Here is a 15454-nt window from a genome sequence, read left to right on the forward strand (position 1 = left end):
CCGCCCACCGGTCGGTCGTCCCACGTCGGACCGGTGTCGACCCCGCCCTGCCCGGGGCCGGCCGAGCCGGTCGGCGGCGGGCCGGCCAGCTCCTCGGCGGCCAGCTCGTTGAGGCGGGCGCAGAGCCGCTCGGCGGAGCGCCGCGAGTTGGTGAAGACGATGGTCGAGCGGTGCGCCCGGATCAGCGAGAAGACCCGCTCCTCCACCGCCGGCCAGATCGACGCCCGGCGCGGGCCGGGCCCGCCGAGGTCGTCCTCTGGTGGCTCCTGCTCGTCGAGGCGGGTCATGTCCTCCACCGGGACCTGGACGCTTACCTCGATCGTCTTGGCGGTCCGCGGCGCCACCACGTCGACCGGCCGGGCGCCGCCGAGGAAACGGGCGCACCCGTCGACCGGCCGGACCGTGGCGGAGAGGCCGATCCGCTGCGCCGGGCGGGGCAGCAACTCGTCGAGGCGTTCCAGGGAGAGCGCGAGGTGGGCGCCGCGCTTGGTGCCCGCCACGGCGTGCACCTCGTCGACGATCACCGTCTCCACGCCGCGCAGGGAGTCGCGGGCGGCCGAGGTGAGCAGCAGGAACAGCGACTCGGGCGTGGTGATGAGGATGTCCGGCGGGGTGCGGGCGAAGGCGCGCCGCTCGTCGGCGGGGGTGTCGCCGGTGCGCATGCCGACGGTGATCTCCGGCGGCGCGATCCCGAGCCGGGTGGCCGCCTGCCGGATGCCCGCCAGCGGAGCCCGCAGGTTGCGTTCGACGTCGACCGCGAGAGCTTTGAGCGGGCTGACGTAGAGCACCCGGCACCGGTGCCGCGGGTCGGTCGGGGCCGGCTCGCGGGCCAGCCGGTCCAGCGACCAGAGGAACGCGGCGAGCGTCTTGCCCGAACCGGTGGGCGCCACGACCAGGGCGTTGCGCCCCGCCGCGACCGAGGCCCACGCACCGGTCTGGGCGGCGGTGGGCGCGGCGAAGGCGGCGGCGAACCACTCCCGGGTGGCCACGCCGAAACCCGCCATCGCTTTCGTCACGTCACCCATCCTGCCTCGGCGGTGTGACAATCCGCCCCGGCCGGACGCTGATTCTGTCCAGGTCCGGCTCTTACGCGACGGATGCGGTGATGAGCGCGTTAAGTCTCACTTAACTGCTTGCTTGTGCCACACAACATAAAGTAACTTCACTCGCAACGCGAAGCCGGGGTGGAGGGGATCGGATGCCTGTCGAGCAGCGGAGCTTCGAGCCCGGCACCGACGTGCTCATCCGCAAGGTCGACAGTCATCTCGCCGCCGTCCGTGCCGGCCTCGGCGGCCCGGAGCTGGAGCTCGCCGAGCGCCTCGCCCTGGCCCTGCGGGAACTCGTCGTCTCCACCGCCCAGGCCAGCGCCGCCGACCGGGGCCAGGTCCGCGCCGCGGTGCACTACTTCGTGCTGCGCCGCGAGAGCCGGGGGCGGCTGCTGTCGGTGCGCTCCCTCGCCGCGGCCCAGCGGGTGGTCAACAAGGTCGTGCTCCAGCTCGGCCGCCCCGACCTGCTCGTCGAGTCCCGCCGGGACCTCCCCGCCCGGGAGCCCGACCTCCCCGCTGCCGACGTCGCCGTCCACTGACCCTGCCCGCGAATTCCGGCAAAACCGGCCCGGCGGGCGACGAACTGGCGTCTGATCGCTCCTAGGCGCCGTCCCACCTCGAGGCGCGGCGCCGCTGCCACCTCGACCGGGAGCGCGGGTGCTCGTACTGCTGATCCTCCACCTCTTGGCGGCCCTCGTCGCGCCGCTGCTGGTCCGGTGGTGGGGCCCGCGCGCCTGCTACCCCTTGGCGCTCGCGCCGGCCGCCGCCTTCGGCTGGGCGCTGGCCCGGACGCCGGCGGTGGACGACGGCGGCGCGGTGGTCGAGACGTACCCGTGGATCGGGCAGCTCGGGCTCGAGCTGGCGCTGCGGCTGACCACCCTGTCCTGGCTGATGACCCTGCTGGTCGGTGGGGTCGGCGCGCTGGTGCTGGTCTACAGCGCCCACTACTTCCGCCGCGAATCGCGCGGGGTGGCCCGGTTCGCGGCGGTCCTGGTGGCGTTCGCGGGGGCGATGCTCGGTCTGGTCCTCGCCGACGACCTGCTGCTGATCTACGTCTGCTGGGAACTCACCACGATCTTCTCGTACCTGCTGATCGGGCACAGCACCGAGCGGCGCTCCAGCCGGTGGGCCGCCGCCCAGGCGTTGACCGTGACCACGTTCGGCGGACTGGCCATGCTGGTCGGGTTCCTGATGCTCGGCGGGCACGCGGGCAGCTACCGCTGGTCGGCGATCACCGCCGCCGAGCTGCCGGGTGGGGCGTACCTGGTGACGGCGGTGGTGCTGATCCTGGTCGGGGCGTTGTCGAAGTCGGCGCTGCTGCCGTTCAACTCCTGGCTGCCGGTGGCGATGGCGGCGCCCACGCCGGTGAGCGCGTACCTGCACGCGGCCGCGATGGTGAAGGCCGGCGTCTACCTGATCGGCCTGCTCGCGCCGGTGCTGGCGACCGTCGGCCCGTGGCGGCCGGTGGTGGTGGTCACCGGCCTGGCCACCATGCTGCTCGGCGGCTGGGCGGCGTTGCGGCAGACCGATCTGAAACTGCTGCTGGCGTACGGCACGGTCAGCCAGCTCGGCCTGCTGGTGGTGGTGGTCGGGGCGGGCACCCCGGACGCCGCGCTGGCCGGCGCGGCGATGCTGCTGGCGCACGCCCTGTTCAAGGCCGCGCTCTTCCTCGTCGTGGGGATCATCGACCACGGCGCCGGCACCCGGGACCTGCGGGAGCTGTCCGGGCTGGGCCGGCGCGCGCCGCTGCTGGCGGCGGTCGCGCTGCTCGCCGCGGCGTCGATGGCGGGGCTGCCGCCGCTGGTCGGCTTCGTCGCCAAGGAGGCGGTCCTGGCCGCGTTCACCGACCAGCCGGTGGTCCTCGCCGTGCTGGTGGCCGGCACCGCGCTGACCGTCGCCTACAGCGCCCGGTTCTGCTGGGGCGCGTTCGCCACCCGGGCGGGCGTGGAGCCGACCACGGTGGGGCGGATCGCCGCGCCGATGCTCGTCCCGCCGGCCCTGCTGGCCGGCGTCGGGCTGGTCGCCGGGCCGGCCGCCGGGATCCTGGACGGCCTGTTCCGCCCGTACGCCGAACTCTTCGGCGAGGTCGGCAAGGACCTGGCGCTCTGGCACGGCCTCACCCCGGCGCTGGGCCTCTCCGCGCTCGCGGTGGCCGGCGGCGCGGCGGTGCACGCGCTGCGCGGCCCCCTCACCCCGGTGCTGGCCCGGCTGCGATCGCCGGTGAGCGGCAACCAGGGGTACGAGTGGGTGACCCGCCGCTTCGACCGGCTCGCCATCGAGGTCACCGGTGCCACCCAGCGGGGTTCGCTGCCGCAGTACCTGGGCACCATCCTGCTCGCGCTGGTGGTGGTGTCCGGCGGGGCGATGCTGGCCGCCCGCCCCTGGCGGCACCGGATCGCCCTGTGGGACACCCCGTTGCAGGTCGTGGTGGTGGCGGTGATCGCCGTTGCGGCGGTGCTCGCGGTGGGTGCCCGCCGGCGGCTGACCGCGATGCTGCTGGTGGGGATGACCGGCTACGGCTCGGCGATGCTCTTCGTGCTCTACGGCGCGCCCGACCTGGCGTTGACCCAGTTCCTCGTCGAGACGGCCACCATCGCGGTCTTCGTGCTGGTGCTGCGCCGGCTGCCCGAGCGGTTCTCGGCCCGACCGCTGCGGCGCAGCCGGTGGGTGCGCCGGGCGATCGGGGTGAGCGTCGGCGCCGTCACGGCCGGCCTGGCCCTGGCCGCGGCGGGGGCCCGGCGGGACCCCACCATCTCCGACGCCTTCCCGCAACTCGCGGTCTCCGAGGGGTACGGGCGCAACGTGGTCAACGTGACCCTGGTCGACATCCGGGCCTGGGACACGATGGGGGAGCTGGCGGTGCTGGTGGTGGCCGCGACCGGGGTGGCCAGTCTGGTCTTCGAGCGGTCCCGTACCGGCCCGCGTCCCCAGCGTCCGGAGCCGCCCACCCGCGCGCAGCGGCCCGGCCGGCCGGTCTGGCTGCGTGGTGGCGCCACCCTGCACGAGCGGCACCGCTCGATCGTCCTGGAGGTGGTCACCCGGCTGATCTTCCACACCGTCATCGTCGTCTCGCTCTTCCTGCTCTTCTCCGGGCACAACGCGCCGGGCGGGGGTTTCGCCGGCGGCCTGGTGGCGAGCCTGGGGTTGGCCGTGCGCTACCTGGCCGGCGGCCGGTACGAGCTGGCCGAGGCCGCCCCGATCGGCGCCGGCACGGTGCTCGGCGCCGGCCTCGCCGTCTCGGTCGGCACCGGGGTGGTCGCCCTGCTCGCCGGCGGCTCCGTGCTGCAGAGCGCCCGGATCGACCTGTCGCTACCGGTGCTCGGCGAGTTCTACCTGGTCACCTCCCTCTTCTTCGACATCGGCGTCTACCTGGTCGTGGTCGGGCTGGTGCTGGACATCCTGCGCAGCCTCGGCACCGAGGTGGACCGGCACATCGAAGCGGCCGGCCGCTCCGGCGGCGGCCTGGTCGTCGACAAGAGAGGTTCGCCGTGACCGGGGGCGGGGCGGGACCGACCCTGGTGCTGGTGGTCGCCGTCGGGGTGCTCGTCGCCAGCGGGGTGTCCCTGCTGCTGGAACGCAGCCTGACCCGGATCCTGCTCGGCGTCATCCTGCTCAGCAACGGCGTCAACCTGCTCATCCTGCTCAGCGGCCGGTCCGGGGCGGCCCCGGTGGTGGGCGCCGCGCCGGGCGGCACGTTGAGCGACGCGCTGCCGCAGGCCATGGTGCTCACCGCCATCGTGATCACCTTCGGGTTTACCGCGTTCCTGCTGGCGGTCAGCTACCGCAGCTGGTACCTGACCGGCGACGACGAGGTGCCCGACGACATCGAGGACCGGCAGATCGTGCGGCAGGCCGAGCGCAACGAGGTGACCACCGCCGACCTGGGCGGCGAGGGCCCGGACGCCGACCCGGAGCAGGTCGACCCGGAGCCGCCGCGCCGCCGGCCGCGGCGTGGGGACGGCCCCGGATGACCCGGTCCGCCGGGGCGCGGCGGGCCGCCCGGTGAGCGCACTGGTGCCGCTGCCGGTGGTGGTGCCGCTGCTGGGCGCGGCGCTGACCCTGCTGCTGTCCAACCGGCCCTGGCTGCAACGCAGCGTCAGCGTGGCCTGTCTCTGCACCACCCTGGCGGTGGCGGTGGCGCTGCTGGTGCAGGCGTACCGGCACGGGCCGGTGGTGGTGCAGGTCGGCGGGTGGCCGGCGCCGGTGGGCATCGTGCTGGTCGCCGACCAGTTGGCCGCGCTGATGCTGGTGGTCTCCTCGGCGGTCACCCTCTGCGTGCTGCTCTACTCCGTGGGCCAGGGCCAGGGGGAGACCCGCGAGACCGCGCCGCTGACCATCTACCACCCCACCTACCTGGTGCTGACCGCCGGCGTGACGAACGCGTTCCTCGCCGGTGACCTGTTCAACCTCTACGTCGGCTTCGAGATCCTGCTGGCGGCGAGCTTCGTGCTGATCACCCTCGGCGGCACCGAGACCCGGATCCGCACCGGCTCGACGTACGTGGTGGTCAGCATCCTGTCGTCGATGATCTTCCTGGCCGCGGTGGGCCTGGTGTACGCGGCCACCGGCACGCTGAACCTGGCGCAGCTCGCCCAGCGGCTGGACGGGCTGCCGGACGGCGTACGGCTGAGCCTGCAACTGATGCTGCTGCTCGCCTTCGGGGTCAAGGCGGCGGTCTTCCCGCTCTCGGCGTGGCTGCCCGACAGCTACCCGACCGCGCCGGCCCCGGTGACCGCGGTCTTCGCCGGCCTGCTCACCAAGGTCGGTGTCTACGCGATCATCCGGATCGAGACGCTGCTCTTCCCCGGCGGGCAGGTCGCCGGCCTGCTGATGGTGGTGGCCGGGCTGACGATGGTGATCGGCATCCTCGGCGCGGTGGCCCAGTCGGACATGAAGCGGCTCTTCTCGTTCACCCTGGTCAGCCACATCGGCTACATGATCTTCGGCGTGGCGTTGAGCACCGTCGCCGGGCTCTCCGGAGCGATCTTCTACGTGGTGCACCACATCACCATCCAGACCACGCTCTTCCTGGTGGCCGGCCTGGTGGAGGAGCGCGCGGGCAGCACGGACCTGCGCCGCCTCGGCGGGCTGGCCCAGGTGGCGCCGCTGCTCGGGGTGCTCTTCTTCGTGCCCGCGATGAACCTGGCGGGGGTGCCACCGTTCTCCGGGTTCCTCGGCAAGCTGGGCCTGCTCCAGGCCGGGGTGGCGGCCGGCGGACCGCTGCCCGGGGTGCTCGTCGCGGCCGGGGCGGCGACCAGCCTGCTCACCCTCTACGTGGCCTCCCGGGTGTGGAACATCGCCTTCTGGCGGGCCCCGCGGCTGGCCACCGCCCAGCCGGCCGTACGCCTGCCGGCGCTGATGGTCGGCGCGACGGTCGCCCTGGTCGTCTTCGGGCTGGTGCTGACCGTGGCCGCCGGGCCGCTCTTCGACGTCACCGCCGACGCCGCCGCGGACCTGCGCCAGCGGACCCCCTACGTGCGGGCCGTGCTGCCGGACGACGCGCCGTGACCGGGGACCCGGTGACCCCGGAACCCGCCCGGTCGCGCCGACGGGCCGGCCGGTGGCGCGACCAGTTGAGGGCCCTGGCCTGGCTGGTGCTGATCTGGAACCTGCTCTGGGGGGACTTCTCCTGGGGCAACCTGGTGGGCGGCGTGCTCGTCGGCGGGGCCGTGCTGCTGTTCTTCCCGCTCCCGCCGGTGACCTTCGCCGGCCGGCTGCGGCCCCGGGCGCTGCTGGTCTTCGCGCTCCGGTTCGCCGGTGAGCTGGCCAGCGCCAGCGCGAACGTCGCCCGGATCGCGGTGCGGCCCGGCTACCGGCCCCGGGGCGCGATCGTCGCGGTGCGGCTGCGAGTACGCACCGACCTGAACCTGGCGCTCACCGCCGAGGCGATCTCGCTGGTGCCGGGCACGCTGATCATCGAGGTGGACCGGGACGCCGGCGTCCTCCACGTGCACGTGCTCGACGTGCGCGGCCCGGAGGACCTGGCCGACAGCCGGGACCGGATCCTCGCCGTCGAGCGTCGCATCGTCCGGGCGGTGGGTTCCGCCGTCGAGCTGCGCCGGGTGCAGACCGATTCCGTCGAGAGGAGACCCGCACCGTGACCACGTTCCTCGCCGTCGTCCTCGCCGGCCTGTTCTCGGTGACCGCGCTGCTCGCGCTGATCCGGCTCTACCGCGGCCCGTCGCTGCTCGACCGGGTGGTCGCCGCCGACATGCTGCTGGCCACCATGATCGGTGCGGTGGGGGCGGAGGCCGCGGTGAACCGGCACGCCACCACCCTGCCGGTGCTGGTGGTGCTCTCCCTGCTCGGGTTCGTCGGCTCGGTGTCGTTGGTCCGCTTCGCCGTCCGCGAGGAGACCTGAGGTGGCCGGTACGCTCGCCGACTGGCTCGCCGCCGCCTGCCTGCTGGCCGGCGCCCTGCTGAGCCTGGCCGCCGGCATCGGGGTGCTGCGTTTCCCGGACACGCTGGCCCGGATGCACGCCGCGACCAAGCCGCAGGTGCTCGGGGTGCTGCTCCTGCTGCTGGGGGTGGCGCTGCGGCTGCGGACGCCCTCGGATCTGGGGATGATCGCGCTGGTCGGGGTCTTCCAGCTGGCCACCGCCCCGGTGGCCGCGCAGATGATCGGCCGGGCCGTGTACCGCTCCGGTCGGGTGGATCCGGACCTGCTCGACGTCGACGATCTCACCGAACGCTGACCCCGCCGGGCGCGCCGGGAGCTACTGGGCCCCGCCGCGCCGGGGGCCGTGCCGTGCCGGGGGCCGCGCCGCGCCGGGCGTCCCAATTCGGGGAATGCGGCGATTCTGAGTCTTGCGTATTGCCGGGGGGCACGTCCCGCTGCACGCTTTCGCAGTGATGACCGTCGATCTACGGTCGTCCGCCCGGTCACCGCCCACCCGGCGGGACCGGACCCACCCCCACCCCGGAGGACCCATGAGATCCCGTACCCCCCGCTCCGCCTGGCTGGCCGCACTGGCCGTGGCGGCTGCGACGGTCGTGACCGCCTCCTCGGCGACCGCCGCCCCCACGGCCGGAGTCCGCGCGGCCACGCCCACCGCCGCCGCCCCCACGGCGCTCGCCGCGGCCCCGGACATCCCGCTGGCCAACGTCAAGGCGCACCTGACCCAGTTCCAGTCCATCGCCACCGCCAACGGCGGCAACCGGGCGCACGGCCGCCCCGGCTACCTCGCCTCGGTCAACTACGTGAAGGGCCAGCTCGACGCGGCCGGCTTCACCACCACCGTGCAGTCGTTCACCTACAACGGCGCCACCGGCTACAACCTGATCGCCGACTGGCCCGGCGGCGACCCGAACGCGGTGGTGATGAGCGGAGCGCACCTCGACAGCGTCTCCGCCGGCCCCGGCATCAACGACAACGGCTCCGGTTCGGCGGCGATCCTGGAGGTGGCGCTCGCCGTGGCCCGCAGCGGCTTCACGCCCACCAGGCACCTGCGGTTCGCCTGGTGGGGCGCGGAGGAACTGGGCCTGCGCGGCTCCCAGCACTACGTGAACAACCTGCCGTCGACCGAGCGCGCAAAGATCAAGCAGTACCTGAACTTCGACATGGTCGGCTCCCCCAACGCCGGCTACTTCGTCTACGACGGGGACAACTCCGACGGGGTGGGCTCCGGCCCCGGCCCGGCCGGCTCGGCGCAGATCGAGCAGACCATCCAGGCGTACTTCACCTCGATCGGCGTGCCGACCCGGGGCACCGACTTCGACGGCCGCAGCGACTACGGGCCGTTCATCAACGTCGGCATACCCGCCGGCGGCACCTTCACCGGCGCCGAGGGCACCAAGACCAGCGCCCAGGCGTCCCTGTGGGGCGGCACCGCCGGGCAGGCGTTCGACCCCTGCTACCACCGCTCCTGCGACACCTCCGCCAACATCAACGACACCGCGCTGGACCGCAACGCCGACGCGATCGCGTACACGGTCTGGACGCTCGCCGGGGCCGGCACCCCGCCGGGCACCACGGTCTACAGCGACACCTTCGAGACCGCGACCGGCTGGACGGCCAACCCGTCCGGCACCGACACCGCCACCCTCGGACGGTGGGAGCGCGGTGACCCCGCCGCCACCAGCTCCGGCGTGGCAACCCAGCTCGGCACCACCGTCAGCGGCAGCTTCGACCTGGTCACCGGGGCGCTGGCCGGCAGCAGCGCCGGGGCGTACGACCTCGACGGCGGGGTGAGCACGATCCAGTCCCCGGCGATCACGCTGCCGTCGACCGGGACGCTGAACCTCTCCTTCTCCTGGTACCTGGCCCACCTGAACAACGCCAGCAGCGCCGACTACCTGCGCGTGCGGGTGGTCGGGAGCAGCACCGTCACGGCGCTGAACGCGACCGGGGCGGCGAGCAACCGGGCGGCGGCGTGGCAGACCGCCGGCGCGGACATCTCGGCCCTGCGGGGACAGACGGTACGGATCGTCGTGGACGCGGCCGACGCCAGCGGCGCCAGCCTGGTCGAGGCGGCCGTCGACGACGTCCGGATCACCCAGAGCTGACCGGTCGGGCCCCCTGTCGCCGCCTGAACCGGACGGCAGGGGGCCTTCGGCCCACTCTCAGCGGGCATCCAGCGGACACGGATAAAATGGCGGCATGATCGACTCTTCTGCCCAGGAGGGCAGCAGTAGCCAGCCGGGTCGTGCCCGGCACTCCTCGACCGCGACGTCCCCGGGAGCCCTGAAACTCCCGTGTTGATCGTCGTTGGTCTCCTTCTCATCATCGTGCTCACCGCCGCCACCGGTTACTTCGTGGCCCAGGAGTTCGGTTACGTCGCCGTGGACCGGGGCAGGCTCAAGCAGCTCGCCGACGACGGCGACAAGGCCGCCGCCCGGGCCCTGGAGGTCGCCGGCCGGCTCTCGTTCATGCTCTCCGGCGCTCAGCTCGGCATCACCGTCACCGCGCTGCTGGTCGGCTACGTCGCCGAGCCGTTCCTCGGTGCCGGGCTGGCCGAACTGCTCGGCGGGGCCGGCGTCTCCACCGCGGTCAGTCTGCCGCTCTCCGTGGTACTGGCCCTGCTCATCGCCACCGTGGTGCAGATGGTCCTGGGCGAGCTGGCGCCGAAGAACCTCGCCATCGCCCGCGCCGAACGCCTCGCCCGGGCGCTGAGCCGCTCCACCCTGATGTACCTGAAGATCGCCGGGCCGGTGATCATGCTCTTCGACCGCGCCGCGGTGCGGCTGCTGCGCCGCATCGGCATCGAGCCGATCGAGGAGCTGCCCAGCGGCGCCACCCCGGAGGACCTGGAACAGATCATCGCCGAGTCCCGCGAGGAGGGGCACCTCACCGCCGAGATGTCGACCCTGCTGGACCGGGGGCTCGACTTCCGCGAGCTGACCGCCGGTGAGGCCATGGTGCCCCGGGTCGACGTGCACACCGTACGGGCGCACGAGCCGGTCAGCCGGGTGGTCGAGCTGCTCGACACCGGCAAGTCCCGCTTTCCGGTGCGCGGCGCCGAGGGCGTGGACGACCTGGTCGGTGTCATCGGCATCGCCGACGTGCTCGGGGTGCCCCCGCAGCAGCGCGCCACCACCCCGGTCAGCGCGGTGGCCGTACCCCCGCTGCTGGTGCCGGAGACCCTGCCGCTGCCGACGGTGCTGGACCGGCTCCGGTCCGGACACCGGCAGCTGGCCTGCGTGGTCGACGAGTACGGCGGCTTCGCCGGCGTGATCACGCTGGAGGACATCGCCGAGGAGCTGGTCGGCCCGATCCGCGACGAGGACGACCCGCCGGAGCGGGCCCCGGCCCGGCAGGAGGACGGCTCGTGGGTGGTGCCGGCCCGCTGGCGGATCGACGAGGTCGCCGACAGCACCGGCATCTCGCTGCCCGAGGGCCCCGAGTACGACACCCTCTCCGGGCTGGTCATGCGGGAGCTGGGCCGGGTCCCCGAGGTCGGTGACCGGCTGGCGATCAGCCTGCCGGCCGACGGCGAGGACGGCGGCGCGGAGCCGCGCGCCCTGGTCGAGGTGCTCGCGGTCGACCGGCACGTCGCCGACTCGGTCCGGCTGCGGATCGCCCAGCCGGGGGAGGTGTCGGCGTGAGCCCCGGAGTCGCCCTCTTCACCTCGGTGATCCTGCTGGCGCTGAACGGCTTCTTCGTGGCCGCCGAGTTCGCCCTGCTGGCCAGCAAGCGGTACCGGCTGGAGCAGGCGGCCGCCGGCGGTGGCCGGGCCGCCCGGGCGGCGCTGGACGGCGTGCGGGAACTCTCGCTCATGCTCGCCGGCGCGCAGCTCGGCATCACCCTCTGCACGCTGGGCCTGGGCGCGCTCGCCGAGCCGGCGATCGAGCACCTGCTCAGCCCGCTGCTGCACGGGGTCGGGCTGCCCGACGCGGCGAGTCACGCGATCGCGCTGATCTTCGCGCTCAGCGTGGTCACCTTCCTGCACCTGGTGGTCGGCGAGATGGCGCCGAAGTCGTGGGCGATCACCGACGCCGAGCGTTCGGCGACGCTGCTGGCGCTGCCGTTCCGCGCCTTCGCGCGGGTTTCCCGGCCGGTGCTGTCGGTGCTCAACGCGCTGGCCAACGCGATCCTGCGGCTGGTCAAGGTCAACCCGCAGGACCAGTTGGCCCAGGTGCACGGCCCGGACGAGCTGCGCATCCTGCTGGAGCAGTCCCGGGAGCACGGGCTGCTCGGTGCCGAGCAGCACCAGTTGCTGACCAGCATGCTGGAGTTGCAGGGCACCACGGTGGCCCAGGTGATGGAGCCGTTCAACCGGATGGTGACCGTTCGCCGGGACGACGACGCCGGCCGGATCGAGCAGGTCAGCCGGGACAGCGGCCGCTCGCGCCTGGCCGTGCTGGACCCGGCGGGGAACGTGTGCGGCCTGGTCCACGTGCGGGAGGCGGTGCGCGCCATGGCCACCCGGCCCACGGCCACCGCGGCAGAGCTGATGAGCGCCGCCTTCACGCTGCCCGCCGCCGCGTCGGTGACCGACGCGGTGGCGGCGATGCGGGCCCGGCAGTCCCAGCTCGCCCTGGTGCGCAACGGCGGCGGACCGGCCCGCCCGATCGGGTTCGTCGCACTCGAGGACCTGCTGGAGGAGGTCATCGGCGAGTTCGACGACGAGACCGACCCGGTGCCGCGCGGGCGGCGGCTGAGGTGAGCCGGTCGGCCGGCCGGGCGGTCTTCGCCGAAGCCGGGACGGCCGCCCCGGAGGTCCGCGAGGATCGAGGGGTGCGGCTGACGGGGGTGTCACCCGAGTCGGGCTGGACGGGCCTGACGGTGCACACCGCCCTGGCCAACGCGAGCACCCGGCCCGGGCTGCGACTGCCCGGGCGGGTGACGGTCACCGCCGGCTCGACCGACGTACCGGTCCAGCACGTCCGGCTGGGCCTGGTCACCACGGCCGAGCCGGACGACCCGGAGGCGCCCCGCCGGCTGGTGCAGTTCCACCAGGCGGCGGTGGCCGGGGCCTTCGTGCTGCGGGCCGGGCGGGCCCGGTCGATCCCGTTCGAGTTGCCGCTGCCCTGGGAGACCCCGGTGACGATCTTCGGCGGGGTGCCCCTGCTCAGCCTGCGGATGGGCCTGCGTACCGAGGTGGCGATCGAGCCGCGGTTGGACCAGGGCGCGATGGTGCCGGTCTTCGTGCATCCGCTGCCCACCCAGGCGCACATCCTCGCCGCCCTGGACACCCTGGGTTTCCGGATGCGCCAGGCCGGGCTGGTCGACGCCCGGCTGCCCGGGGTGGAGCAGACGCTGCCGCTGCACCAGCGGCTGGGTTTCTGGGCGGCGCCGCTCTACGCCGGGCCGATCACCGAGCTGGAGCTGATCTTCGTGGCCAACTCGGCCGGCCTGGAGGTCATCCTCTGGATGGACCGGCGGCTGGCGCTGGCCGGGATCACCCACCAGAGCATCAGCCGGTTCCGGGTCTGGCACGCCGGCGCCGACCGGCGCGACTGGCTCGCCACGGTGGACGGCTGGCTGCGCCAGGCGATCAACCGGCACGCCGCGGCCGCCGCCCACGCCGACTGGTCCGCGACCATCAGCGAGTCCGCCCACGTCAGCCGCCACCCCGACGAGCCGATCCACCCCGGCTACGGCCTCGGTGGCACGGCCGGCGGCGCGGGCGTCGGCGGCGGAGGCGGCGACGGCACCTGACCCCACCCCACCCCCCACGCCCCCCGCCTCGTCGATCATGGAGTTGTGGTGGGGGAAAGGATGCCTTCCGCCCCTTTTGCGGGGCACCACAACTCCATGATCGGCCCCAGTGGGACGGGGGTCAGACAGTGGCGGTGGCGAGTTTGAGGCTGAAGGTGAGGAAGAGGGCGGCGACGCCGGTGGTCGCGCCCGCGGCCAGCCGGCGGCGCTGGCGGAACTGGGCCGCCAGGTAGGTGCCGGCGAAGATCAGCGCGGTCAGGTAGAGGGCGCTGGTGACCTGGGCGATCAGCCCGAGCAGCAGGAACGACAGCGCCGGCCAGGCGTAGCCCGGGTCGACGAACTGGATGAAGAACGAGATGAAGAAGAGGATCGCCTTCGGGTTGAGCAGGCTGATCACCAGCGCCTTGCGGAACGGGCTGCGCATCGCCGCCGGCTCCGCGGCGTCGATCAGCCGCGGCGTGGTCGGGTCGTTGCGGTCCCGCCAGCGCCGCCAGCCGCCGCGCAGCATGGTCAACCCCACGTAGCCGAGGTACGCGGCACCGGCGTACTTGACCACCAGGAAGAGCGGGGGGTACGCCTTGAGCAGGGACGCCACCCCGGCGGCGGAGAGGAACATCAGCACTCCGTCGCCCACGAACACCCCGCCCGCGGCCCGGTAGCCGGCACCCACGCCCCGCCGCGCGGCGGTGGAGAGCACGAAGAGCGAGTTGGGCCCGGGCAACAGGATGATCGCCACGGTGCCCAGCACGTACGTCCAGATGTCGGTGATGCCCAGCACGTCCGACATCATCGCGCCGCCGGTACCGCCGGGCGAAGCCTTTCCCGGAGCCTGACCTGTGCGTTCGGCCACTCGTCGACGGTCATCGAATACTGCACGGTGTCGCGCCACGAGCCGTCGGCGCGTTGCTTGTGCATCCGCAGCACCCCTTCCCGGGTCGCCCCGAGCCGCTCGATCGCCCGCTGCGAGCGCTCGTTGCGGATGTCGGTGTGCCAGACCACCCGGACCGCGCCCAGCTCCTCGAAGGCCCGGGTGAGCAGCAGCAGCTTCGCCTCGGTGTTGATCCCGCTGCGCCACCACGGCCGGCCGAGGAAGGTGTAGCCGATGGCCACCGACCGCCGCTCCGGGTCGATCTCGTAGAAGGAGGTGCTGCCGACCACCGCGCCGGTCGCCGCGCAGCGCTGCACCCACGGCACCCGCTCACCCCGGTGCCGCGCGGCCAGGTGCGCGGCGATGACCTGCCCCATCTCCGTCGCGTCGGCCGGTCGCACGCCGCCGAGGTGCCGCCAGACCTCCGGGTCGTCGGTGGCCGCGTACAGCTCGTCGGCGTGTGCCGGGTCGAGCGGCTCCAGCAGCACGTGCCCGCCGCGCAGGACCGCCGGCTCGTGCCAGGGCGAGCGGGCCACCCGCAGGTACGCCGGCACGGGCGCGGTCACGCCGGCGTCCGGCTCGGGCAGCCCGGCGGTGAGCCGCAGCGGCAGCACCCCGGCCCAGTGCGGCAGGTGCAGGTCCGCCTCGTCGTCGCGGACGCCGCCGGTGCGGGCGCGGACCGACACCTCGCGCAGTGGCAGCGCCAGCACGGCGGTCTCGGCCAGCTCCTTGCGGCTCGGCGGGCGGGTGTCGGCGCTGCGGCCGGCGCCTACCTTCTCCACCAGGGCGGTCATCGCCGCGGCCTTCTCCCGCTCGTCGGTGACCAGGTGCGCGGTGCCGTGCGCGACCACCGACCGGTAGTTGGCGCTGTGGTGGAACTGCGAGCGGGCGTAGATCAGCCCGTCGAGCAGGGTGACCGCCACGCAGACCGGCAGCCCGTCGCCCCGGGCGGCGAGCAGCGGCCGGCCGCCGGTGGAGCCGTGCAGGTAGAGGGTGTCGCCGACGCGTACGTGCAGGGTGGGCAGCACCCGCGGCTCCCCGTCGACGGTGAACCCGAGCGCGCAGTGGTACGCCTCGTCCAGCACCGCGTGGGCGGCGTCGGCGTCGTAGCTCATCCGTTCCCGGGTGCGGGTGGCGGTGGTCCGGTGCGTGGGTGGGTACATGCTCCCGCCTTTGTTCTAGTACAATCCCTGATTTGTGTCAGCACGCTATCAGGTCGTCGGGACGACGGCCGTCGAGATTTCGGCCAGCATCGAGTCGGGCGTCCGCGCCGGGGCGCTGCCGCCCGGGGCCGCGCTCCCGGCGGTCCGGGCGCTCGCTGGCGAGCTCGCGGTCAGCCCGGCCACCGTCGCCCGCGCCTACCAGGAGCTGCGCCAGCGGGGCCTGATCGTCACCGCCGGCCGGCAGGGCACCCGGGTCCGTCCCCGCCCGCCGGTGGCG

15 protein-coding genes are annotated in these 15454 nt (G+C 73.9%); 12 read left to right on the forward strand and 3 right to left on the reverse strand.

What is annotated here, in order from left to right; genetic code table 11:
* Positions 1–1025, reverse strand: a 1025-nt coding sequence (locus NCC78_RS14950; protein ID WP_372495139.1) for a DEAD/DEAH box helicase, incomplete at its 3' end; no start/stop codon positions are given.
* Positions 1026–1198: 173 nt separating this feature from the next.
* Here NCC78_RS14950 and NCC78_RS14955 point away from each other — a divergent pair.
* The 11 genes from NCC78_RS14955 to NCC78_RS15005 all read left to right on the forward strand — a co-directional run bounded on the left by NCC78_RS14955 (position 1199) and on the right by NCC78_RS15005 (position 13146).
* Positions 1199–1585 carry a hypothetical protein gene (locus tag NCC78_RS14955; RefSeq protein WP_250795135.1) on the forward strand — a complete coding sequence of 129 codons (387 nt, stop codon included), beginning with the start codon at positions 1199–1201 and terminating at the stop codon, positions 1583–1585.
* Between the two features lie 118 nt (positions 1586–1703).
* Entirely contained in the window at positions 1704–4538 is a 2835-nt protein-coding gene (locus NCC78_RS14960) for a Na+/H+ antiporter subunit A (RefSeq protein ID WP_250795136.1), read from the forward strand.
* Complete coding sequence (locus tag NCC78_RS14965; protein WP_250795137.1) at positions 4535–5017, forward strand: Na(+)/H(+) antiporter subunit C; 483 nt, start codon at positions 4535–4537, stop codon at positions 5015–5017. Before NCC78_RS14960 ends, NCC78_RS14965 begins: the two co-directional genes overlap by 4 nt.
* A gap of 31 nt (positions 5018–5048) precedes the next feature.
* Positions 5049–6554 (forward strand): Na+/H+ antiporter subunit D, encoded by a 1506-nt coding sequence (locus tag NCC78_RS14970; RefSeq protein ID WP_250795138.1) that lies wholly within the window; start codon positions 5049–5051, stop codon positions 6552–6554.
* Positions 6551–7147, forward strand: coding sequence for a Na+/H+ antiporter subunit E (locus tag NCC78_RS14975; RefSeq protein ID WP_250795139.1), 597 nt, complete (start codon positions 6551–6553; stop codon positions 7145–7147). Before NCC78_RS14970 ends, NCC78_RS14975 begins: the two co-directional genes overlap by 4 nt.
* Positions 7144–7407: an MrpF/PhaF family protein gene (locus NCC78_RS14980; protein WP_250795140.1), complete on the forward strand. Its 264-nt coding sequence runs from the start codon at positions 7144–7146 to the stop codon at positions 7405–7407. Before NCC78_RS14975 ends, NCC78_RS14980 begins: the two co-directional genes overlap by 4 nt.
* A gap of 1 nt (position 7408) precedes the next feature.
* Positions 7409–7741, forward strand: a complete 333-nt coding sequence (gene mnhG, locus NCC78_RS14985) for a monovalent cation/H(+) antiporter subunit G (RefSeq protein ID WP_250795141.1) — start codon at positions 7409–7411, stop codon at positions 7739–7741.
* 235 nt (positions 7742–7976) lie between these two features.
* Positions 7977–9551 carry a M28 family metallopeptidase gene (locus NCC78_RS14990; RefSeq protein ID WP_250795142.1) on the forward strand — a complete coding sequence of 525 codons (1575 nt, stop codon included), beginning with the start codon at positions 7977–7979 and terminating at the stop codon, positions 9549–9551.
* A gap of 189 nt (positions 9552–9740) precedes the next feature.
* Entirely contained in the window at positions 9741–11090 is a 1350-nt protein-coding gene (locus NCC78_RS14995; protein WP_250795143.1) for a hemolysin family protein, read from the forward strand.
* Entirely contained in the window at positions 11087–12151 is a 1065-nt protein-coding gene (locus tag NCC78_RS15000; RefSeq protein ID WP_250795144.1) for a hemolysin family protein, read from the forward strand. Before NCC78_RS14995 ends, NCC78_RS15000 begins: the two co-directional genes overlap by 4 nt.
* A 71-nt stretch (positions 12152–12222) precedes the next feature.
* Positions 12223–13146, forward strand: a complete 924-nt coding sequence (locus NCC78_RS15005) for a sporulation protein (RefSeq protein WP_250795150.1) — start codon at positions 12223–12225, stop codon at positions 13144–13146.
* A gap of 121 nt (positions 13147–13267) precedes the next feature.
* On the opposite strand, the gene leuE is transcribed toward NCC78_RS15005, so the two are convergent.
* The gene (gene leuE, locus NCC78_RS15010; protein WP_250795145.1) at positions 13268–13936 is read right to left on the reverse strand and encodes a leucine efflux protein LeuE; all 669 of its coding nucleotides are present in this window, start codon (positions 13934–13936) and stop codon (positions 13268–13270) included.
* A complete protein-coding gene (locus tag NCC78_RS15015; protein WP_250795147.1) occupies positions 13933–15177 on the reverse strand; it encodes a bifunctional pyridoxamine 5'-phosphate oxidase family protein/GNAT family N-acetyltransferase in 1245 nt (414 codons plus the stop codon). The genes leuE and NCC78_RS15015 overlap by 4 nt, the downstream gene beginning before the upstream one ends.
* A 34-nt stretch (positions 15178–15211) precedes the next feature.
* Here NCC78_RS15015 and NCC78_RS15020 point away from each other — a divergent pair.
* Positions 15212–15454, forward strand: a 243-nt coding sequence (locus NCC78_RS15020) for a GntR family transcriptional regulator (protein ID WP_250795148.1), incomplete at its 3' end; no start/stop codon positions are given.

This window comes from Micromonospora phytophila, from assembly GCF_023656545.1.
Lineage (GTDB): Bacteria > Actinomycetota > Actinomycetes > Mycobacteriales > Micromonosporaceae > Micromonospora > Micromonospora phytophila.

What these genes read in the sequence shown, in the direction of transcription:
- NCC78_RS14955 (WP_250795135.1), top strand. Translation starts at nt 1,199, where the DNA reads ATGCCTGTCGAGCAGCGGAGCTTCGAGCCCGGCACCGACGTGCTCATC.
- NCC78_RS14990 (WP_250795142.1), top strand. Translation starts at nt 7,977, where the DNA reads ATGAGATCCCGTACCCCCCGCTCCGCCTGGCTGGCCGCACTGGCCGTG.
- leuE (WP_250795145.1), bottom strand. Translation starts at nt 13,936, where the DNA reads ATGATGTCGGACGTGCTGGGCATCACCGACATCTGGACGTACGTGCTG.
- NCC78_RS15015 (WP_250795147.1), bottom strand. Translation starts at nt 15,177, where the DNA reads ATGTACCCACCCACGCACCGGACCACCGCCACCCGCACCCGGGAACGG.